The sequence below is a fragment of the Bradyrhizobium sp. 930_D9_N1_4 genome (assembly GCF_052076015.1).
Taxonomy (GTDB): domain Bacteria; phylum Pseudomonadota; class Alphaproteobacteria; order Rhizobiales; family Xanthobacteraceae; genus Bradyrhizobium.
The window spans coordinates 1,061,354-1,081,835 of record NZ_CP197236.1; the positions used below are offsets into that span (position 1 = coordinate 1,061,354).

At 64.9% G+C, this 20,482-nt stretch carries 12 protein-coding genes; 4 read left to right on the forward strand and 8 right to left on the reverse strand.

Annotated features, from left to right (window positions below):
• Positions 1–82: 82 nt before the first annotated feature.
• Entirely contained in the window at positions 83–1,093 is a 1,011-nt protein-coding gene (locus AB7532_RS04970; RefSeq protein WP_441233709.1) for a KpsF/GutQ family sugar-phosphate isomerase, read from the reverse strand.
• A 192-nt stretch (positions 1,094–1,285) separates the two neighbouring features.
• Here AB7532_RS04970 and AB7532_RS04975 point away from each other — a divergent pair, with 192 nt between their 5' ends.
• A complete protein-coding gene (locus AB7532_RS04975; protein ID WP_441233710.1) occupies positions 1,286–3,049 on the forward strand; it encodes an outer membrane beta-barrel protein in 1,764 nt (587 codons plus the stop codon).
• 182 nt (positions 3,050–3,231) lie between these two features.
• Here AB7532_RS04975 and AB7532_RS04980 read toward each other — a convergent pair whose 3' ends face one another.
• Entirely contained in the window at positions 3,232–4,683 is a 1,452-nt protein-coding gene (locus AB7532_RS04980) for a glutamate synthase subunit beta (protein WP_441233711.1), read from the reverse strand.
• Positions 4,684–4,828: 145 nt separating this feature from the next.
• Positions 4,829–9,562, reverse strand: a complete 4,734-nt coding sequence (gene gltB / locus AB7532_RS04985; protein WP_441233712.1) for a glutamate synthase large subunit — start codon at positions 9,560–9,562, stop codon at positions 4,829–4,831.
• Between the two features lie 491 nt (positions 9,563–10,053).
• Here gltB and AB7532_RS04990 point away from each other — a divergent pair, with 491 nt between their 5' ends.
• Positions 10,054–10,833 (forward strand): hypothetical protein, encoded by a 780-nt coding sequence (locus tag AB7532_RS04990; RefSeq protein WP_441233713.1) that lies wholly within the window; start codon positions 10,054–10,056, stop codon positions 10,831–10,833.
• Positions 10,834–11,062: 229 nt separating this feature from the next.
• Here AB7532_RS04990 and AB7532_RS04995 read toward each other — a convergent pair whose 3' ends face one another.
• Positions 11,063–11,833, reverse strand: a complete 771-nt coding sequence (locus AB7532_RS04995) for an alpha/beta fold hydrolase (RefSeq protein ID WP_441233714.1) — start codon at positions 11,831–11,833, stop codon at positions 11,063–11,065.
• A 293-nt stretch (positions 11,834–12,126) separates the two neighbouring features.
• Positions 12,127–12,588 carry an Hsp20 family protein gene (locus AB7532_RS05000; RefSeq protein WP_441233715.1) on the reverse strand — a complete coding sequence of 154 codons (462 nt, stop codon included), beginning with the start codon at positions 12,586–12,588 and terminating at the stop codon, positions 12,127–12,129.
• 208 nt (positions 12,589–12,796) lie between these two features.
• Between AB7532_RS05000 and AB7532_RS05005 the strand changes: the two genes are divergently transcribed.
• Entirely contained in the window at positions 12,797–13,744 is a 948-nt protein-coding gene (locus AB7532_RS05005; protein ID WP_441233716.1) for an alpha/beta fold hydrolase, read from the forward strand.
• A gap of 114 nt (positions 13,745–13,858) precedes the next feature.
• Here the strand turns inward: AB7532_RS05005 and AB7532_RS05010 are convergent, their stop codons facing one another.
• Together AB7532_RS05010 and AB7532_RS05015 are read right to left on the reverse strand one after the other, a co-directional pair.
• Positions 13,859–16,666: a di-heme-cytochrome C peroxidase gene (locus AB7532_RS05010; RefSeq protein WP_441233717.1), complete on the reverse strand. Its 2,808-nt coding sequence runs from the start codon at positions 16,664–16,666 to the stop codon at positions 13,859–13,861.
• A 185-nt stretch (positions 16,667–16,851) separates the two neighbouring features.
• The gene (locus tag AB7532_RS05015; RefSeq protein WP_441233718.1) at positions 16,852–18,648 is read right to left on the reverse strand and encodes an adenylate/guanylate cyclase domain-containing protein; all 1,797 of its coding nucleotides are present in this window, start codon (positions 18,646–18,648) and stop codon (positions 16,852–16,854) included.
• A gap of 261 nt (positions 18,649–18,909) precedes the next feature.
• Here AB7532_RS05015 and AB7532_RS05020 point away from each other — a divergent pair, with 261 nt between their 5' ends.
• A complete protein-coding gene (locus AB7532_RS05020) occupies positions 18,910–19,542 on the forward strand; it encodes a LysE family translocator (protein ID WP_441233719.1) in 633 nt (210 codons plus the stop codon).
• Between the two features lie 114 nt (positions 19,543–19,656).
• Here the strand turns inward: AB7532_RS05020 and AB7532_RS05025 are convergent, their stop codons facing one another.
• The gene (locus AB7532_RS05025; protein ID WP_441233720.1) at positions 19,657–20,409 is read right to left on the reverse strand and encodes a sulfite exporter TauE/SafE family protein; all 753 of its coding nucleotides are present in this window, start codon (positions 20,407–20,409) and stop codon (positions 19,657–19,659) included.
• Between the last annotated feature and the right edge of the window lie 73 nt (positions 20,410–20,482).

The following is a 20,482-nucleotide window of genomic DNA, read 5'->3' on the forward strand; positions in this document are numbered from 1 at the left end:
AGCAATCCAGAGTCTTTCCGCGGAGGCAGTCTGGATTGCTTCGCTGCGCTCGCAATGACGGCGCTGAGAGCGCGCGCACGCCTTACGCCACGCCCGCCCGCAGCAGATCGTGCAGATGCACGATACCCACCACCTTGTCCGCTTCCGTCACCACCAGCGTCGTGATCTTGCGCGTGTTCAGCACCTCGATCATCTCGGTCGCCATCATCGAGGGTGGCACGGTCTTGGGCTGCCTGGTCATGACGTCGTCGACCGACACCGTCAGCAGATCGGGCCGCTGCATGTGGCGGCGCAGATCGCCGTCGGTGATGATGCCCGCGACCCCGCCGGCATCGTCGACGATGCAGACGCAGCCCAGCCCCTTGGCCGACATCTCCATCACCGCGTCAGACATTTTTGTGCCGAGCGGCTTGAGCGGGATCTCCGCGCCGGTGCGCATGTAGTCGCGGACGAATTTCAGCATCGCGCCCAGCTTGCCGCCGGGGTGGAAATGCGCGAATTCCAGCGCGGTGAAGCCGCGTCCCTCCAGCAGCGCGATCGCGATGGCATCGCCGATCGCGACCTGCATGATCGTCGACGTCGTCGGCGCCAGATTATGCGGGCAAGCCTCGCGCGCCTTCGGCAGTTCGAGCACGATGTCGGCAGCCTGTCCCAGCGAGGACGACGCGTTCGACGTCACCGCGATCATGGGAATCGCAAACCGCGCCGAGTAATTCACCAGCGTCTTCATCTCCGGCTGCTCGCCGGACCAGGACAGCGCCATGATGACGTCGTCGGTGGTGATCATGCCGAGGTCGCCATGGGCGGCTTCCGCGGTGTGGACGAAAAAGGCCGGCGTGCCGGTCGAAGCCAGGGTCGCCGCGATCTTGCGCGCCATGTGGCCGGACTTGCCGAGCCCGGTGACGATGACGCGGCCCTTGGCATTGCGGATCAGGTCGACCGCTTTGGCAAACGTCGCGCCCAGCGGGCCGCGCAGCGCGGCGGCGAGCGCGTTGATGCCGCCGCTCTCCGTCTCCAGCGTGCGGAGCGCGGATTCGATGCTGTCGGAAATGGGGCCGGATGATGGGGTCATCAGCGGTTTCGAGCTCGGCATGGTCTGGTCCAGGGAAGGGTGGGCGATCGCCCGTTGGCGCCTGCTTAGCACGCCCGGGCGGGCGAGGCGACGAGACCCCAAAAGCCCTCAACCGGTCATTAACCATAATTGTTTTAACTCCATTAACGATGGTTCCCGCCGTTCGGCGAGGGTCGTCGTGAAAGTGTTTGATTTCGTTGGAGTTATTCCATCGTGGGGTCGTCTCCAGGCACCAGCCGGAGCAAACGCGCGCATTTCCTGCGTGCCGCTTTGCCATGCTTCGTGCTGACGGCCCTCCAAAGCGCGCCCGCGGCCGCCCAGAGCCTCACACCCAACCTGTTCGATCCCAACCGCGGCGGCTTCGCCTCGCCCGAGACGCTGCCGACGCGCCGCACGGCCGGCGTCCCCCAGGCGCCGTCGGATGCGATCCCGGCGCTGCCAGATCCCGGCGCCGATCCGCGCAAGCGGCAGCAGCAGCAACCTGCGAACGCGCGCCCCGGCCAGAGCCCGCAAAATCAGGTCCCGACCTATGGCCTGCCCGCCGCCAACGGCGCGAGCAGCTCCGGCTACGACTCGCTGAACCGCAAGCGCCAGCAGCCAAAGCTCTATCCGGGGCAGCCGAAGCCGAAGCGTCCCGCCGGTCCCGGCTCGCGGGCACCGACCACAACACCGCCGCCGTCCACGCTCGGCCTGCCAAAGATCGCGCCGCCGCCGTCCGCCTCCGCGAACAAGGCGCCGGTGCCGGCGGCGATGGCGGGCACGGTGCCTGGCCAGCCGCTGCGCCGCCGCCTCAAGGCCGATGACGACGCGTTCGGCGCGGTCGGTGACTACGCCGGCAGTTTCCTGATCAAGGGCGGGCTCGAGCTCTCGACCGGCTACGACACCAACCCTGCGCGCCTCAACAAGCCGGTCGGCTCGCCGGTCTTCGTCGTTGCGCCCGATCTCCTCGTGCAGTCCGACTGGGAACGCCACGCGCTGGTCGCCGATCTGCGCGGCTCGTTCTCGGGCTACACCAACAACATGCCGGCGACGATCGACGGTTTTGCCTCGCCGTCGCCGGTCGAGATCAACCGCCCCGATTTTACCGGCCATGTCGACGGCCGCCTCGACGTCGACCGCGATCTCAAGCTGACCTCGCAGCTCCGCCTGCGGCTCGCCACCGACAATCCCGGCAGTCCGAACGTGCAGACCGGTTTGCAGAAATATCCGGTCTACGCCGCCTACGGCACCACCGTCGGCTTCGACCAGACCTTCAACCGCTTCCAGGTCGCGGCCGGCGCCACCCTCGATCGCACCGCCTACACGGATTCAAAACTCACCGATGGTTCGACCTTCGGCAATGGCGACCGCGACTTCAACCAGTATGGCGGGGTCGGGCGCTTCTCGTACGATCTCAAGCCGGGCCTGAAGCCGTTCGTCGAGATCCAGGGCGACACCCGCATCCACGACCAGGCCGCCGACCGCAACGGCTACTTCCGCGATTCAAACGGCGGCTACGCCAAGATCGGCTCGTCCTTCGAGTTCTCGCGCATCCTCACCGGCGAAATCTCGGTCGGCTATTCCGCGCGCAACTACACCGACCCGCGGCTGAGCCAGCTCGCGGGCTTCCTCACCTCGGGCTCGCTGGTCTGGAATGCGAGCGGCCTCACCACGGTGAAGTTCTTCACCGACACGCAGATCGCCGAGACCACCATTCCCGGCTCGTCCGGCGTGCTGGTGCGCACTTACTCCGCCGAAGTCGACCACGATTTCCGCCGCTGGCTCACGGCCGTCGGCAAGTTCACCTACGGCACGCTCGACTACCAGGGCCAGAACCGCAACGACAAGACCTACTCGTTCGAGAGCAATTTGATCTACAAGCTCAACCGCAACATCTGGGTCAAGGGCACGCTGCGGCACGACATTCTGGATTCGAATGTCGCGGGGTCGAGCTCGCAGGGGACGGTGGTGATGCTGGGGGTGAGGCTGCAGAATTAGGGACTGTAGCTGCGCCTTGATGCGCTGTCCTTGCCACACACTCCGCTGTCATGCCCCGCGAAGGCGGGGCATCCAGTACGCCGCGGCTTCGCGGTCAATAACAACTGTCTCGGAATACTGGATCGCCCGGTCAAGCCGGGCGATGACGCCGTTTCTTGAACTGGCAGCGGAGCTAGCCGCGGCTACCGCGGTAGATCCGTCTTCCCCATCAGGAACGTATCGATCGACCTTGCGCACAGCCGACCCTCGCGGATGGCCCACACCACCAGCGACTGGCCACGGCGCATGTCGCCTGCCGTGAACACGTTCGGGCGCGAGGTCTGGTAGTCCAGCGTGTTGGCCTTGACGTTGCCGCGGGGGTCGAGCTCGACCGAGAGCAGCTTGAGCAGGCCCTCGTGCACGGGGTGCACGAAGCCCATCGCGAGCAGGACGAGCTCGGCGTCGAGCTCGAACTCGCTGCCGGCGATCGGCTTGAACTTGTCGTCGACGCGCACGCAGTGCAGCTTCTTGACCTGGCCGTTCTCGCCCGTGAACTTTTGCGTCAGTACCGCGAATTCGCGGACCGCGCCTTCGGCCTGGCTGGAGGACGTGCGCATCTTCAGCGGCCAGTTCGGCCACGTCAGGCCCTTGTTCTCGTGCTCGGGCGGGGCCGGCATGATCTCGAGCTGGGTCACCGACAGCGCGCCCTGGCGCAGCGAGGTGCCGATGCAATCGCTTCCGGTGTCGCCACCGCCGATGACGACGACATGCTTGCCGCCGGCCAGAATCTCCTGGACGCCGTTGAGCGGCTCGCTGGAGACGCGGCGATTTTGTTGCGGCAGGAAATCCATCGCGTAGTGGATGCCCTGGAGATCGCGGCCGGGGATCGGCAGATCGCGCGGGGCTTCCGCGCCGCCGGTCAGGGCCACCGCATCGTACTCGTTGAGCATCTCGCGCGGATCGACATTGCCGTCGACGCCGACATGGCTGTTGTAGTGGAAGGTGACGCCTTCGCCTTCCATCTGGGTGACGCGGCGGTCGATGACGCCCTTCTCCATCTTGAAATCGGGGATGCCGTAGCGGAGCAGGCCGCCGGCTTTCGCGAATTTCTCGAACAGGTGCACGTCGTGGCCGGCGCGCGCGAGCTGCTGCGCGCAGGCCATGCCGGCCGGACCCGAGCCGACCACTGCGACCTTCTTGCCGGTCTTGACGCTGGCGACCTCAGGCTTCAGCCAGCCATTGTCCCAGGCGCGGTCGACGATCGCGCATTCGATGGTCTTGATGGTGACCGGGTTGTCGTCGATGTTGAGCGTGCAGGAGGCTTCACACGGCGCCGGACAAATGCGGCCCGTGAACTCCGGGAAATTGTTGGTCGAGTGCAGGTTGCGCGAGGCTTCTTCCCAATTGCCCTGATAGACGAGGTCGTTCCAGTCGGGGATCTGGTTGTTGACGGGGCAGCCGGGCGTGCCCGGCGCGACCGAGCCGGTGCCGTGGCAATAGGGAATGCCGCAATTCATGCAGCGCGCGGCCTGGTCGCGCGTTTCCTTCTCGGTCAAGGGAACGACGAACTCGTTGTAATGCTTCACGCGCTCGGCGACCGGGGTGTACTTGCGGTCGTGCCGTTCGATTTCGAGAAAACCCGTGATCTTGCCCATTAAACCCGAAGTCCCTGCCGCTTAAATTCGTCTGTTGTTTCCCCACCGTCATTGCGAGGAGCGAAGCGACGAAGCAATCCAGACTGCCTCAATGGAAAGATGCTGGATTGCTTCGCTGCGCTCGCAATGACGGGCGCTGATACTCTTACGCCCCGATCGCGATTTTCGGCTCGGCGTCCGCGTTGGCCGCCATTTCGCGCAGCGCGCGCCGGTACTCGACCGGCATCACCTTGCGGAATTTGGGCAGCCAGTCCTTCCAGTTGGCGAGGATCTCGGCGGCGCGCCTGGAGCCGGTCGCTTTCGCATGGCGGGTGATCAGGACATGCAGGCGCTCGACGTCGGAGTCGAGCAGGTCCTTGAACACGTCGACCCGGCCGTGTGCTTCGAGGTCGCCGGTGTGGTGATAGGTGCCGGCGTTGATCAGCTCTTCCGACAGCACCGGCTCGAGCTCGACCATCGCCATGTTGCACAATTTGTCGAAGCCGCCGGTCTCGTCGAGCACGTAGGCAATGCCGCCGGACATGCCGGCCGCGAAATTGCGCCCGGTCTTGCCGAGCACGACCACGATGCCGCCGGTCATATATTCGCAGCAATGATCGCCGGCGCCTTCGACGACCGCCACCGCGCCGGAGTTGCGCACGGCGAAACGTTCGCCGGCGACGCCGCGGAAGTAGCACTCGCCCTGGATGGCGCCGTACATCACGGTGTTGCCGACGATGATGCTTTCTTCCGGCACGATGCCGCTGTTGGCCGGCGGCTTGACGATGATCTTGCCGCCCGAGAGGCCCTTGCCGACATAGTCGTTGCCTTCACCCTCGAGCTCGAAGGTGACGCCGTTCGCAAGCCACGCGCCGAAGGCCTGGCCGGCGGTGCCCTTGAGGCTGACGTGGATGGTGTCCTGCGGCAGGCCGGCATGGCCGTAAATCTTGGCGACCGCGCCCGACAGCATCGCGCCGGCGGAGCGGTTGGTGCTGTTGATGGTCGCCTCGATCTTCACCGGCGCGCCGCGGTCGAGCGCGGGCTGCGCCTTCTCGATCAGCGTGCGGTCGAGCACGGCTTCCAGATGATGGTTCTGGCGCTCGGAGTGATAGATCTTCTGGCCCTTCTCTTCCTTCTGCTTGACGAACAGCTTCGAGAAGTCGAGGCCCTTGGCCTTCCAGTGCGCGACCAGCTTGGTCTGGTCGAGCAGCTGAACCTGGCCGACCATCTCGTTGAAGGTGCGGAAGCCGAGCGAGGCCATGATCTCGCGGACTTCCTCGGCGACGAAGAAGAAGTAGTTGATGACGTGCTCGGGCTGGCCGGTGAAGCGCTTGCGCAGCACGGGGTCCTGGGTCGCAACGCCGACCGGGCAGGTGTTGAGATGGCACTTGCGCATCATGATGCAGCCGGCCGCGATCAAGGGAGCTGTGGCGAAGCCGAACTCGTCGGCGCCTAGCAGCGCGCCGATCACGACGTCACGTCCGGTGCGGAAGCCGCCGTCGACCTGGACCACGATGCGGCTGCGCAGCCGCTCGCGCACCAGTGTCTGGTGGGTTTCGGCGAGCCCGATCTCCCATGGCGATCCCGCATGCTTGATCGAGGTCAGCGGCGAAGCGCCGGTGCCGCCCTCGAAGCCCGCGATGGTGACATGGTCGGCGCGCGCCTTGGCAACGCCCGCGGCGACCGTGCCGACGCCGATCTCGGAGACGAGCTTGACCGAGACGTCGCCCGTCGGGTTGACGTTCTTGAGGTCGTAGATGAGCTGCGCCAGATCCTCGATCGAGTAGATGTCGTGGTGCGGCGGCGGCGAGATCAGGCCGACGCCCGGGGTCGAGTGACGCACCTTGGCGATGGTCGCATCGACCTTGTGGCCGGGCAGCTGGCCGCCTTCGCCGGGCTTGGCACCCTGCGCCATCTTGATCTGCATCATGTCGGAGTTGACGAGATATTCCGTGGTGACGCCGAAGCGGCCCGAGGCGACCTGCTTGATCGCGGAGCGCATGCTGTCGCCGTTCGGCAGCGGCTTGAAGCGATCGGCTTCCTCGCCGCCTTCGCCGGTGTTCGACTTGCCGCCGATACGGTTCATGGCGATCGCGAGCGTGGTGTGCGCCTCGCGCGAGATCGAGCCGAACGACATGGCACCCGTGGCGAAGCGCTTGACCAGGTCCTTGGCCGGCTCGACCTGGTCGAGCGGCACGGGCTTGCGCTTCTCTTCGTCGGCGTTCTTGATCCGAAACAGGCCGCGCAGCGTCAGCAGACGCTCCGACTGCTCGTTGAGGATCTTTGCGAAGGCGCGATAGCGATCCAGCGAATTGCCGCGGGCGGCGTGCTGGAGCAGACCGACCGATTCCGCGGTCCATGCATGGTCCTCACCGCGGCTGCGATAGGCATATTCTCCGCCGACGTCGAGCGAGGTCTTGTAGACCAGCGCGTCGCCGAACGCGTCGGCGTGGCGGCGGACGGCCTCTTCCGCGATCTCGGCGAGACCGACGCCCTCGACGCGGGTGTGCGTGCCGGCGAAGAATTTTCCGACGAAGTCCGCCTTGAGGCCGATGGCATCGAAGATCTGGGCGCCGCAATAGGACTGGTAGGTCGAGATGCCCATCTTGGACATGACCTTCAAAAGGCCCTTGCCGATCGACTTGATGTAGCGCTTGACGATCTCGTAATCGTCGAGCGAGCCGGGCAGGCGGTCCTTCATCGCGATGATGGTTTCGAACGCCAGATAAGGATTGATCGCTTCCGCGCCGTAGCCGGCAAGGCAGGCGAAGTGATGCACTTCGCGCGGTTCGCCGGATTCGACGACGAGGCCGACCGAGGTGCGCAGACCCGTGCGGATCAGGTGATGATGCACGGATGCGCAAGCCAGCAGTGACGGGATCGGCACGCGGTCGCTGCCGACCATGCGGTCGGACAGGATGATGATGTTGACGCCCTCGCGCACCGCGCTTTCGGCGCGCGCGCAGAGCTCGTCGAGCACCTGGTCCATACCGGCAGCACCGAGACCGGCGTGGAAGGTGGTGTCCAGCGTGCGCGACTTGAAGTGCGACTCCGCGACTTCCGAGATCGAGCGGATCTTTTCGAGGTCCGCGTCGGTCAGGATCGGCTGGCGCGCTTCGAGACGCTTGGTGGTGGCAAGGCCCTGCAGGTCGAACAGGTTCGGCCGCGGCCCGATGATGGAGACGAGGCTCATCACCAGCTCCTCGCGGATCGGGTCGATCGGCGGGTTGGTGACCTGCGCGAAGTTCTGCTTGAAGTAGGTGAAAAGCGGCTTGGCCTTGTCCGACAGCGCCGAGATCGGCGTGTCGTTGCCCATCGAGCCGGCCGCCTCCTCGCCGATGGACGCCATCGGCGTCATCAGGATGGTGATGTCTTCCTGGCTGTAGCCGAACGCCTGCTGGCGATCCAGAAGCGACAGGTTGGAGCGCACGCCTGTCGTCGGCACCTTCGGCAGCTCTTCCAGCACGATCTGGGTCCGCTCCAGCCACTCCTTGTAGGGATGGCTGCGGGCGAGTTCGGCCTTGATCTCGTCGTCCGGGATCAGGCGGCCCTGCTCGAGGTCGACCAGCAGCATCTTGCCGGGCTGCAAGCGCCACTTGGTGATGATCTGGTCCTCGGGGATCGTCAGCACGCCCATCTCGGACGCCATCACGATGCGGTCGTCCTTGGTCACGAGATAGCGCGCCGGCCGCAGGCCGTTGCGGTCGAGCGTGGCGCCGATCTGGCGGCCGTCGGTGAAGGCGATCGCGGCCGGGCCGTCCCACGGCTCCATCAGGGCGGCGTGATATTCGTAGAAGGCGCGGCGCTTCTCATCCATCAACGGATTGCCGGCCCACGCCTCCGGAATCATCATCATGACGGCGTGCGGCAGCGAATAGCCGCCCTGCACCAGGAATTCGAGTGCGTTGTCGAAGCAGGCGGTGTCCGACTGGCCTTCGTAGGAGATCGGCCAGAGCCGGTTGATGTCCTTGCCGTAGAGCTCGGAGCTGACCGAGGCCTGGCGCGCCGCCATCCAGTTGGTGTTGCCGCGCAGCGTGTTGATCTCGCCGTTATGCGCGATCATGCGATAGGGATGCGCCAGCGACCATGCCGGGAAGGTGTTGGTCGAGAAACGCTGGTGCACGAGCGCGAGCGCGCTCTCGAAGTCGGCCTCGTGCAGATCGGGATAGTACTTGCCGAGCTGGTCGGCGAGGAACATGCCCTTGTAGATCACGGTGCGGCAGGACATCGAGCAGGGGTAATAGCCCGCAAGGCCGCGATCGCGGCGCTGGTAGATCGCCTGCGAGATCGACTTGCGCAGGATGTAGAGCCGGCGCTCGAAATCGTCCTCGGTCTTGGCGGTGCCGTTGCGGCCGATGAACACCTGCATGCAGGCGGGCTCGGTCGGTTTCACGGTGACGCCGAGCGAGGAATTGTCGGTCGGCACGTCGCGCCAGCCGAGCAGGGTCAGGCCCTCTTCCTTGATCTGGTCGGCGATGATGCTCTTGATGACGTTGCGCCAGGCGGTGTCGCGCGGCATGAACAGCGCGCCGATGGCGTATTCGCCGGGCGCCGGCAGCTCAAACTTGTTCTCCTTGGCCTTGCGGCTGAAGAAGGCGTGCGGGATCTGCACCAGGATGCCGGCGCCGTCACCGGCGCGCGGGTCGGCGCCGACGGCGCCGCGATGCTCGAGGTTGCAGAGGATGTTGAGCGCGTCGGCGACGATCTCGTGGGACTTCTTGCCCTTGATGTTGGCGATGAAGCCGACGCCGCAGGAGTCCTTCTCCAGGCTCGGATCGTAGAGGCCAACGGCCGGCGGGCGCGAATTGTGTTCCTGAATCGGATCAGTCGTTTTCGAGGCGACCGTCGCCGACAGCTCTTCTGCCACGATGTTTCCGCGCTCGAATTGCGACCCGTTCATGTCCTCGTCCTCTCCATGCGGCAAGCTGCCTCACCGCTCTCTTCGGCACACTTTGGGCGTTCCGCGGCACCCGCCTCTGGGTCACCGCTCGTCCGTTGCGAGCCGCATTTTCTTAAATTCAGGCCAAGGCGTTCTTCGTCCCCGAGAACGGCTTTGCCTGTTGCCTTCCTGGCGCTCGAAAGCACCGACTTTCGTTGCAATCCGTATGCCGGAACTGCAACCAAAATTAAGACAGTCTTCCTGTCCTAAACGTCACCTTGCCAAATTTTTGTCTATCACACAAGCGCGTGGAAGTCCCGATTCCCGATATGTCAATCAATCGCTTTCCGAAAGTTGCGCGGCCCCGGTTTTGAAGCAAACGCGCCCTGATCCGGCCCTTCGGACGCCGAAATCCCGAATGAAGCTTCGGATCAACCCTTCGAAGGGCGCGCCACGCCGCAAGAAGCGAAAGAGCGCGAGGCATTCGGGGGCCTGACAGGAGCGTGTCGACCATGAAGTTTTTCACAGGATGTGTGGCTGCGGCCACGCTGGCGCTGACTGTAGGCGCTGCCGAGGCGCAAGTTCCGGCCAGCGGTATCGCTGGCGGGGTCATGGCGGTATCGGATTTCGACGGCCCCTACGCGCCGCCGGACGCCGCGCCGCCGCCACCGCCGCGTTACGGCCAGGGTTACGGCCAAGGCTACGGTTACGGCCAAGGTTACGGCTATGCGGAACGCGAGCCGGCTGCGGTGCTGCTGCCGTCGACCGAGGTTTACGCGGTGTTGCGCGAAAACGGCTTCTCCCCGCTCGGCATCCCCCGCCTGCGCGGCAGTGTCTACACCATCGCGGTGATCGACCGCCGCGGCGACGACGGCCGTCTCGTGATCGATGCCCGCGACGGCAAAATCCTGCGCTTCATGCCGAATGCGGATGCCTACGGCATGGCGCCGGGCTACGAGTCGCCCGCGGTTGCACCTTACCGCCCGCAAAGCGCGCTGCCGCCGCCGACCATGGTCCGCAACGGCCCGCCGCGTCCGCCGGCTCCGATCCCGCATGTCGCCAGCCGGACCGTACCGCTGCCCAGGGCTGCGCCGCAGCGCGCCGAGACGCCGGTCGCAGCAGTGAAGCCGGCCGAGCCTGCGCAGGCGCAAGCACCGCAGGCTCCTGCGCAGCAGACCGCTGCCGTGCAGGCCAAGCCTGCCGAGACTGCCGCGCCAACGGTCGGGCAGGCCAAACCGGCTCCGACCATCCTGCCGACGCAGGACATGCCGGCGGCGCAGGGGCTGGACTAGCGCTGCGGGTTAGATGCGAAGGCGCTAGCCACACCCACGCTGTCGTCCCTGCGAACGCAGGGACCCATACCGCGTGATCTATCGGTGGGGATGAGACGAAATCCGAACTCCCAGTCTTCGCCAAACCGCTCCCCGGGGTTATGGGTCCCCGCGTTCGCGGGGACGACAGCGGGGCAAAACAAGAAGGCGCCTGAATCTCAGGCGCCTTCTGCATTTCAGCAATCAAACCTCAGCTGCGCGGATAACCCGCAGCTTCCAGGATCAGATTCGCGACCTCCTTCGGATGCGACACCAGCGAGAGGTGGCCGGCGTCGAGCTCGATCGTGGTCGCGTTCATGCGCTTGGCGAGAAAGCGTTCGAAATCGGGATTGATGGTGCCGTCGTTCTTCGACACCGCGTACCAGCTCGGCTTCGAATGCCAGGCCGCTTCCGTGGTGCGGCCAGCGAAGATCGAGGCCGCCGTCGGCCATTGCACGGCGTAGAGCGCCTTGGCCTGCTCCGGCTTCACGCCATTGGCGAAATACTTCAGGAAGGCGTCTTCCGAGAGCCTGGTGTAGCCGTCGTGCTCGACGATGCCGGCGCGCACCGGGCCGGCCGGAAACTGCTTCGACAGCGCGACGAAATCCTCGTTCGCGTCAGGCGCGCGTGCGGCGACATAGACGAGGCCGGTGACCTTCGGATCGGTGCCGACCTGGCTGATCACGGTGCCGCCCCAGGAATGCGCGACCAGCACGGTCGGTCCGTCCTGCTCGGCCAGCGCGCGTTTGGTCGCATCGACGGAGTCGGCAAGCGACGACAGCGGATTCTGCACGGCCGTCACGTTGAGGCCTGCGGCCTGGAGGATCGGGATCACTTCGGACCAGCTCGAGCCGTCGGCCCAGGCGCCGTGCACCAGCACGACGTTCTTTGCTTTCACCGTCTGCGGTGTCTGCGCGTGGGCGAGACTGAGAGAGGCCGCCAGCAGGCTCGCGGCGACGAAAAGGCTGCGCCAGAAAGTCATGATCGTTCTCCGTCTTGTTGTGTGTTCGATGTCCAAAGGACGGTGCGCGGGGCGGCGTCGTTACGCGTGGTCACTTACCTGTGACGAGCGACCTGGTCGGGCGCGTACGAGACGCGCAGGCGAGCTTACGCAGTATGCGGGGGCAACGTAGAGCTTGAGGCCCCAACCGTATTTCGAGTTCAACCGAAAACCAGCCGATTGCTCACGGGCTTTTCGCGAGCGAACGATTCAAAACGCAAAAAAACGCCCCGGGGCACCGGGGCGTTTTCGCGAACCTGGAAGTGCGTACGTGCTTAGGCGGCGACAGAGCTCTCGATCACCTGCGCCTTCGGGGCGCTGGTGTTGATCGCGATCTGGCGCGGCTTCTTCGCTTCGGGAATCTCGCGGACGAGGTCGACGTGAAGCAGCCCGTTCTCGAGCGAGGCGTTCTTCACCTGCACGAAATCGGCGAGCTGGAAGGCGCGCTCGAAGGCACGCGCGGCGATGCCGCGATAGAGCACTTCGGACTTCGCGTTCTCGTTGGCGACTTTCTCGCCCTTGATCGTCAGCGTGTTTTCCTTCGCGACGATGGAGAGCTCGTCCTTGGCGAAGCCCGAGACCGCAACGGTGATGCGGTAGTCGTTCTCGCCGGTGCGCTCGATGTTGTAGGGGGGATAACCGGGGCTGCCGTCCGAGCTCGTCTGGTCGAGCAGGTTGAAGAGACGGTCGAAGCCGACGGTGGAACGATAGAACGGGGTCAGATCGTAGGTGCGCATGGTCAAGTCCTCCATTGAGCGACTGTTGAGGTAACCCGCCCGCCAATCGGGCCGGGCTTTCGTCTGTGTGCAGCCTCATGTTCCGGTTCCGAAACACTGGTAGCGGCCTGCACCATGGTGATATGGGTTCAAGGGAACGGCGTTCAAGAGGGCGGCAACAGGCGCCTTTTCGGCGCTTTAGCCCCCTGATTTGCAGTCCTTCCCGCCCATGACGCTGGTCTCGATCCCGTCCAATCCCGTTCCCGAAGACGTCGTCAGCGGCACCATCAAGACTCCCGATGGCGCCGAGCTGCGCTTTGCGCGCTGGGCGCCGCCGGCGAACCGCAAGGGCACGGTCTGCGTCTTCACCGGACGCAGCGAGCAGATCGAGAAATACTTCGAGACCGTGCGCGATCTGCGCGACCGCGGCTTTGCGGTGGCGATGATCGACTGGCGCGGGCAGGGCCATTCCTCGCGCCGCCTGCGCGATCCGCGCAAGGGCTATGTGCGCGACTTCGCCGATTTCGAGATCGACGTCGAGACCTTCGTGCAGCAGGTGGTGCTGCCGGATTGTCCGCCGCCGTTCTTCGCGCTCGCGCACTCCATGGGCGGCACGGTGATGCTGCGCCTCGCGCATGCGGGCAAGCGCTGGTTCGACCGCATGGTGCTGTCGGCGCCGATGATCGACCTGCCCGGCCGCACCACCTCGTTCCCGGCCAGGGCGCTTCTGAAGACGATGCGCCTGATGGGGATGGGCGGCCGCTATGTCCCCGGCGGCACCGACCAGATCACCGGCCTCAATCCGTTCATCAACAATCCCCTGACCAGCGATCCCGTGCGCTATGCGCGCAATGCCGCGATCCTGGAGGAGGATCCGACATTGGGGCTCGCGTCACCGACGGTGGCCTGGGCCGACAGCGCCTTCCGCGCCATGAACACCTTCAAGGGGATGCACTATCCCTCCGAAATCCGCCAGCCGATCCTGATGCTGGCGGCCTCCAACGATGCCGTGGTCTCGACCGCGGCGATCGAGGAGTTCGCCTACCATTTGCGCGCCGGCTCGCATCTCGTGATCGCCGGCGCCAAGCACGAGATCCTCCAGGAGCAGGATCGTTACCGCTCCCAGTTCTGGGCGGCGTTCGATGCCTTCGTGCCGGGTACGCCGCTGTTCAAGTGAGGTGCATCCTCCGTCATTGCGAGGAGCTCTTGCGACGAAGCAATCCAGACTGTTTCCGTTGAGAAAGTCTGGATTGCTTCGCTGCGCTCGCAATGACGGCGAGGATGACGGACCTCACAGCGTCTTCAGATACTCGATCAAATCGTAGCGCTCTTGCTCTTTGAGCACGCGGCCGATGGTGCCGTCCTTGCCGGGACCTGGCGTGCCGTCGAGCGAGTGGCCGAGATTGCTGTTGCCATACAGATCGGTGCCATCAGATGATCGCGTCGAGAAGCGCGTCTGTCCGGTCTTGCAGCTCTCGCCGTCGGAGACCGCGAAGCCGACCTGCTTCGGATCGTAGTCGCGACCGCCACCCAGGCAGAACGATTTGGGGCGCTCGGCCGCGGGACTCAGCATCCAGTAGAGCGAGGGTACCGATCCGTTGTGCAGGTAAGGCGCGGTGGCCCAGACGCCGTTGAGCGGGCGTGCGCGGTACCAGGGCCCCGGCTCATTCTTCTCGGCCGGCTGCGGACCGGCGTTAGGGCAGTTCTTGCGCTTGCCCCACCATGCATCCTGAACCTTCGGGTCGATGTTCGCATCGTCCATCGCCTTGCGGCTGACGATGTCGACGAGCACCATCAGCCCGACCGAGTACGGCATGTCGGTCGAGGAGATCTCCGGCAGATTGCAGCCCCACCAGGCATTGAGGTTCTGCGTGGGATCGAGCTTGAGAAAGCCCGGCACCTGAACCGTCCGCGTCGCCAGCACGCCCGCCTGGGCGGGATCGGTCCCCATGCCTTTGACGCTCTTCTGGACCTCGTTCAGGAACTTGTCGTTGCCGATGGTCTCCCAGCGTGGCGATGACCAGATGCTCTGGGCAGGAAATTCGTCGTCGAACTTCTTGTCGTTGACCGGACCGAGATGGCATTCGGCGCAGATCTCCGCATAGAGCTTGCGGCCGCGTTTGACACGCTCGTCATCGATCTTCCACGCGGCATCGCCAAAGATGTCCGACGGCCATTTCGGCGATGTCAGTCCGGACATTTGCTTCTTCGGATGCGGGGGCGACCCCTTGAGGAGATCCTCGATCCAGTTCAGATTCTTGATGTCCATCGACGAGCGGAACAGCGTGTCCTTGGGTGTCGTGTCGGACAAGTTGAGCAGCGCGGTCACGCCCAACGCTTCGCCGGCGTTGCGGATCAGCGGCTGTTCGATCGATGCGTCATACTGCGCGTATTTGAGCCAGGGCACGGTCCAGATCGGCGGGAAGCTGACCGGTGCGTCCTGGGCATGCAGGTTCTTTTCGAAGCCGCTAAGGCCGCTGAGCGTCATGTCCTGGGCGAAGACCTGATTGCCGATACGGTTGAGCGCGTCGAGGCGGCCGTATCCTTCCTCCGTGTTCTCCTGTTTTTCTTCCTGCTTCGTTTTCGGGTTGAGCCTCGTCTTGCCGGCGATGGTTTTCGCGTAGGTCTTTTCCCAGTCGACCAGGAATGTGCTGATCGCATTGAGCTTCTGCTTCAGCGCGTCGCGGTCTGCATCGCTGGCGGAGGGGCCGAGCACGCGGTCGGCGAAGCGCGTGAAGCGACCGGGCACGAGCAGCGTGTAGGCGATCGACAGGCCGGTCGTGACCTCGAGCTTCCTGAGGTCGGTCATCGCGGGGCCGCCGTCGAAGCGGATATCGATGCCCTTGTAATGGATCTGGCCGGTGTGGCAGGCGGCGCATGTCAGGCCGATCCGGTCCTCGCCGATCTGGCCGGTCGCGGGATCGGGGACGCCGGTCATGCGAGCAAAGCCGACGGGCAGGCCGCCGACGTTTTCAGCCTGGGCTCCCCAGTTGACCGGCGGATCCCAAAGCCGCGCCGGTACCGGCTTGGTCTTGTCGTAGACATTGGCGTAGCCGAACTGGCGCAGCGTGGTGTCGTCGGTGTTGATGGTCTGCGGGCTGGGGATGAAGCCGAACCGCTGGAGATGGTCGCTGTCATGCAGCATTCCGGGCTTTGCGAAGAAATGAAGCCGCGGCTGCTCGAGCGCCATGAACCAGCGATAGGGCACCGGGAAGGTCGCTGTGCCCTGGCTGGCGTGATGAAACCAGTGCCGGTCCTCGAGCGCCCAGTTCTGTTCGAGCCAGTATGCCGCCCGGGGTTCGACGAGCTTCGGCAATGGCGGCGCCACCAGGTCGCCGAGGATGCCGGGCAGCATCGGCTGGAATTGATCGGGAAAGCGCAGTGCCACGATGCCAAAGACGAGAAGCGCGGCGGCAAGTCCGCCGACCGCACGCAATAGCAGCGAAGGCGGGGTGACCGGCTGGGCGACGACCCGCTGGGTGATCCGATCAGGAAATTTGCGCTCGTTGAACAATGTCCTCACCTCGGCCACGCTGAGATAGCGGTCGTCGCCCTGACCCTTGCCCATGATCTTGAGCAGGACCGGCCATTCGAACTTCATCAGGATCCGGTAGTACCAGCGCGCCTGATTGCCGGCGCGCTTGAGATTGTCCTTCATGAAGGTCTGGATCTGCGAGGCGTTGAGCCCAACCTCGCTGCCGCCATCGGGATCGGCATATGTGTTGCCGAAACTGGCGAGCCGCGCGATCTCGTCCTCGTTGACCTTGCCGTCGACACCGAGGATGCGGGAGCCGGCACCGAGCTTGTCGAGCGGGCCGCCACGCAGCCTGTTGAGCTGCGCGCCCCAGAAGATGCTTTGCAGGATGTGACAGGCGCCATTGGCGATCAGCGCGACACCGCGGACCTGGATGCGGGCCGAGGTCTTCTTCAGCCCCGTTTCGCCGCTCGCATTCGCGATCGTTTGCGACAATGTGCGCAGCGGCACGGTGCCGCCGTCGACGAAACCTTCACCGACGAGGCCACGCAGGAAGGGGCAGGGATTGTCCGGCGAGACCTGGATCGAGGGATCGAACGGGGGCTTCGAAGCGGGGTCATTCATGGCCCAAATCCTGAAAACAGCGAATCGCGAAATGAAGGCGCCGATCAAGCGCGAAAAAGTCCTAACAAACCGGCATCAGGCTATACTACTTCAGCGTGTAGCGAAGTGTGGCGGAATTCACTGTCGTGTCAATAAGAGCCGGCGTGAGGGTGTCAAAGGACCGTTGAGAGGCCGTCGCCCGGCCGTCAGGATTCGGCGGCGCGTTTGACGTCGCTCTGGACCAGGGTCAGCTTGCCGAGCGGCACGCCCGCATTCAGCAGCCCTTCGCGATAATGGGCGAGGTCCTCGGGCCGCTTCCAGTGGAAATTGCGCAAGTGACGATCGACATTCAGGGCCGGGTAGTTGCCCATCAGCACGCGTGCGGCCTCCGCAGCCTCATCGTGCCGGCCCAATTGCGCCAGCGCGGCGGTGCGGATCGCCAGCGCCTGCATGTGGTTCGGGTTGACGTAGAGCTGCTCGCGGGCCCAGGACAGGGTCGCGTCGTATTGTCCCAGCAGATAATGGCTGAAGGCGTTCAGCGCGGCCCATTGGTAGCGGGGGTCGCTGTTGTCGCGTTGCGCGGCCATCGAGAACAGCTCGATCGCCTCGCGGTGCTCGCCGATGACGAAATGGCAGATGCCGAGCACGCCGCGCGCGCCGTTGTCGTAGGGGTTGAGCGCGACCGCGCGCTTGGCGGCGTCCATCGCGGCCTCGTATTGCCCTTCCAGCGCATGGGCCCAGGACAGGATCGAGAACGCAAAGGATGAGCGCGGGTCGAGCCGCACGCTGGTCTCGGCGAGACCCATCGCTTCGGCCCACATCTCGCGGGTGCCCTTGACCCAGCCGAACTGGATGCTCTGGATCTGGATCGTGGCGAGATAGGCGTGCGCGATCGACAGTTTGGGATCGAGCCCGATAGCCTCCCGGAACAGGTCGACGGCGGTGGCGAGGTCTTCCTTGGTCTGCCGGTAGTAGTGCGACAGCCCCTTGAGGAAGCGGTCCCAGGCGGTCACGTCGGTGGAGAGCCGCGCCGGCGCCGAGGCTTCGGCACGGACGATCTCGGTGGCGATGGCGGCGGACAGATTGGTGGTGATCTCGTCCTGCATGGCGAACAAATCGCCGATGTCGCGGTCGTAGCGGCCGGTCCAGAGCTGCTCGCCGGTCTCCGGCGCGATCAGCTCGGCGGTGACGCGGATTTTTGCGCCGGCACGCCGCACCGAGCCCTGGATCAGATAGCTGGCGTCGATCTCGCGCGCGATCAGGCGCGTGCTGGTGTTCTTGCCCTTGAAGGCGAAGGTCGAGTTGCGGCTCAGCACGCGATAGAAGGATTGCAGCGCCAGCGCGTGGATCAGATCCTCGGTGAGGCCGTCGGAAAAATATTCGTCCTGCGCGTCGCTGAGATTGGCGAACGGCAATACGCCGACGATCGCGGTGCGGTATTGTTGCGAGAGGGCGGAGGCCTCTCTCAGCTCGGGCGCGAGCGCCGGCGCGCCCTCGGGCGTCCAGGTCCAGATCCCGATCGGGTCCTTGATGTTCTTGAAGCGGTGGTTGCCGCCATCGACCAGCCCTACGGTCAGGTGCTTGCTCGCTTCGCGATAGGCCTTGGCCGAGATGGCGAAGCCGCCGGGGCTCGCGACGGATTCGAGGCGGACGGCAATGTTGACATCGTCACCGAAAACCTCGTCCTCGTCGGCGATGACGTCGCCCATGTGGATGCCGAGCCGGAACTGCATGGCGCGCTCGGTCGGCAGATGGTGATTGCGCTCCGCCATCAGCGTCTGCATCGCCATCGCAGCCTCGGTGGCGCCGACGATGGAAGGGAACTCCAGCAGGAAGCCGTCGCCGGTGTTTTTGACGACGCGGCCGCCGTGGTTGAGGATGATCGGATGGATCGCGCTGCGATGGGCCTTGAAGGCGGCATGGGTGCCGGCCTCGTCGCTGCCCATCATGCGCGAATAGCCGGCGACATCGGCGCAGACGATGGCGGCCAGACGTCTTTCCATAGTCCGAAGCTCCAAGAGACCTTCCAAGAGACTTTACGAGAGACTTGGAAGGGATCGATGACCGGCCACGGCATGGCGGCCGCCTCGAATCCCGCATTTCAAGAACCCTGCCTTTATAGAGCAGATGCGGCCGAGCGATAGTATGATCCGCATTGCAAATTCGAGGTAAATCCCACGCAATTGCGGCGGTGGACGGGGGCGAGCGAACCGACTAAGCCCTCCGCCTTGAAGACGGGAAGCGGAGCGCGGAGCACTTCACACATGCTGGGCATTCACGAAATCTGGCTCTTCATCCTCTCGGGTGTCTTGCTCAACATCACGCCGGGGCCCGACTCGGTCTATGTGATCGGCCGCAGCATGCAGATGGGCTGGCGGGGCGGCGCCGCGGCGGCGCTTGGCATCAGTTGCGGCTGCTTTTTCCACGTCGCGGGCGCTGCGATCGGCCTTTCGGCCCTGCTGATGGCCTCGTCGACCGCGTTCTCGATCCTGAAGCTGGTCGGCGCGGCCTATCTGGTTTTCACCGGACTTCAGATGCTGTGGTCACGTCCCGTGCTGGCCTCGCGCATCGACGAGCCGGTGCGGAGCTCGCTGCGGCGGGTCTTTCTCCAGGGCGTCTTCACCAACGCGCTCAATCCCAAGGTCGCGCTGTTCTTCCTGGCCTTCCTGCCGCAATTCGTCGCAGCCGATTCCGCGCACAAGCCGCTCGCGTTCCTGACGCTCGGCCTGATCTTCATCTTTACCGGGACATTGTGGTGCCTGGTGCTGGCGGCGTTCGCGGCAAAGGCCGCGCATCGCCTGCGCAAGTCCGAGGGCGCGATCGCCTGGGTCAACCGCGCGCTCGGTGGCCTCTTCATCTATCTCGGCATCCGCGTCGCCATGCTGGAGACGCGGTAGCTCATTCGAACGGATGAGAAGGCAACTGCGTAGGGTGGGCAAAGGCGCAAAGCGCCGTGCCCACCATTCAGGAGTGGTGGGCACGCTGCGCTTTGCCCACCCTACGATCTGCCTTTACGCGAACTCCTTCACCAGCGCGCTGCCGGCGAGATAGACGCCCAGCAAGATCATCGCGATCAGGAACCAGCGGCGGAACGCTTCCGCCGGCATCCGCGCCCGCACCGACTGGCCGATGAACATGCCGGCAAAGGCCATGGCCATGCCCACGGCGCCCGGCACGACATTGGCCGGCGTCATCAATCCGCTCACGGTGAGGTTGAAGGCGAGCGCCAGCGTTGCGGTGGTGAAGAACACGCCGAGCGCCTGCACCAGCTCGTCCTTTTCCATGCCGATCGCCTGCATGAACGGCATCGAAGGGATGACCTGCACGCCGGTCGAGGCCGAGATCACGCCGGTGATCACGCCGACCACGCCGCCGACCCATTTCTCATTCGCAGGCGCGACGTGGAACTTGAACTTGCTGAGCCCGATGATCGCGTAGATCACCAGAAGGACGCCGAGCACGATCGTGCCGTAGCGCGCATGCGGGCCGGTCAGCGCGCCGGCATTGAGCCAGCAGCCGATCACGGTGCCGATCATCAGCGGCCACAGCCGTCTCAGGATGTCGCGCAGATATGGGCCGGCGAAGGTCTGCCAGATGTTGGTGACGATGGCAGGTACGATCACGATCGCGATCGCGCGGCTCGGCGTCATGCTCACGGCGAGCAGGCCCATGGACACGGTCGGCAGGCCGAGTCCGACCACGCCCTTGACGAATCCAGCGACCAGGAAGACGGCGGCGATGAGGAAGAGAAGCGGGTCGATCATGAGCGGCACATTGACCGAAGCTGCGCGCGGGCACAATCTGGAGGTTACGGAGATAGCCTTCGTCCAGTACGAA

Coding starts and splice junctions, on each gene's coding strand:
- AB7532_RS04970 (WP_441233709.1), bottom strand. CDS start 1,093: ATGCCGAGCTCGAAACCGCTGATGACCCCATCATCCGGCCCCATTTCC.
- AB7532_RS04980 (WP_441233711.1), bottom strand. CDS start 4,683: ATGGGCAAGATCACGGGTTTTCTCGAAATCGAACGGCACGACCGCAAG.
- gltB (WP_441233712.1), bottom strand. CDS start 9,562: ATGAACGGGTCGCAATTCGAGCGCGGAAACATCGTGGCAGAAGAGCTG.
- AB7532_RS04990 (WP_441233713.1), top strand. CDS start 10,054: ATGAAGTTTTTCACAGGATGTGTGGCTGCGGCCACGCTGGCGCTGACT.
- AB7532_RS04995 (WP_441233714.1), bottom strand. CDS start 11,833: ATGACTTTCTGGCGCAGCCTTTTCGTCGCCGCGAGCCTGCTGGCGGCC.
- AB7532_RS05000 (WP_441233715.1), bottom strand. CDS start 12,588: ATGCGCACCTACGATCTGACCCCGTTCTATCGTTCCACCGTCGGCTTC.
- AB7532_RS05005 (WP_441233716.1), top strand. CDS start 12,797: ATGACGCTGGTCTCGATCCCGTCCAATCCCGTTCCCGAAGACGTCGTC.
- AB7532_RS05010 (WP_441233717.1), bottom strand. CDS start 16,666: ATGAATGACCCCGCTTCGAAGCCCCCGTTCGATCCCTCGATCCAGGTC.
- AB7532_RS05015 (WP_441233718.1), bottom strand. CDS start 18,648: ATGGAAAGACGTCTGGCCGCCATCGTCTGCGCCGATGTCGCCGGCTAT.
- AB7532_RS05020 (WP_441233719.1), top strand. CDS start 18,910: ATGCTGGGCATTCACGAAATCTGGCTCTTCATCCTCTCGGGTGTCTTG.
- AB7532_RS05025 (WP_441233720.1), bottom strand. CDS start 20,409: ATGATCGACCCGCTTCTCTTCCTCATCGCCGCCGTCTTCCTGGTCGCT.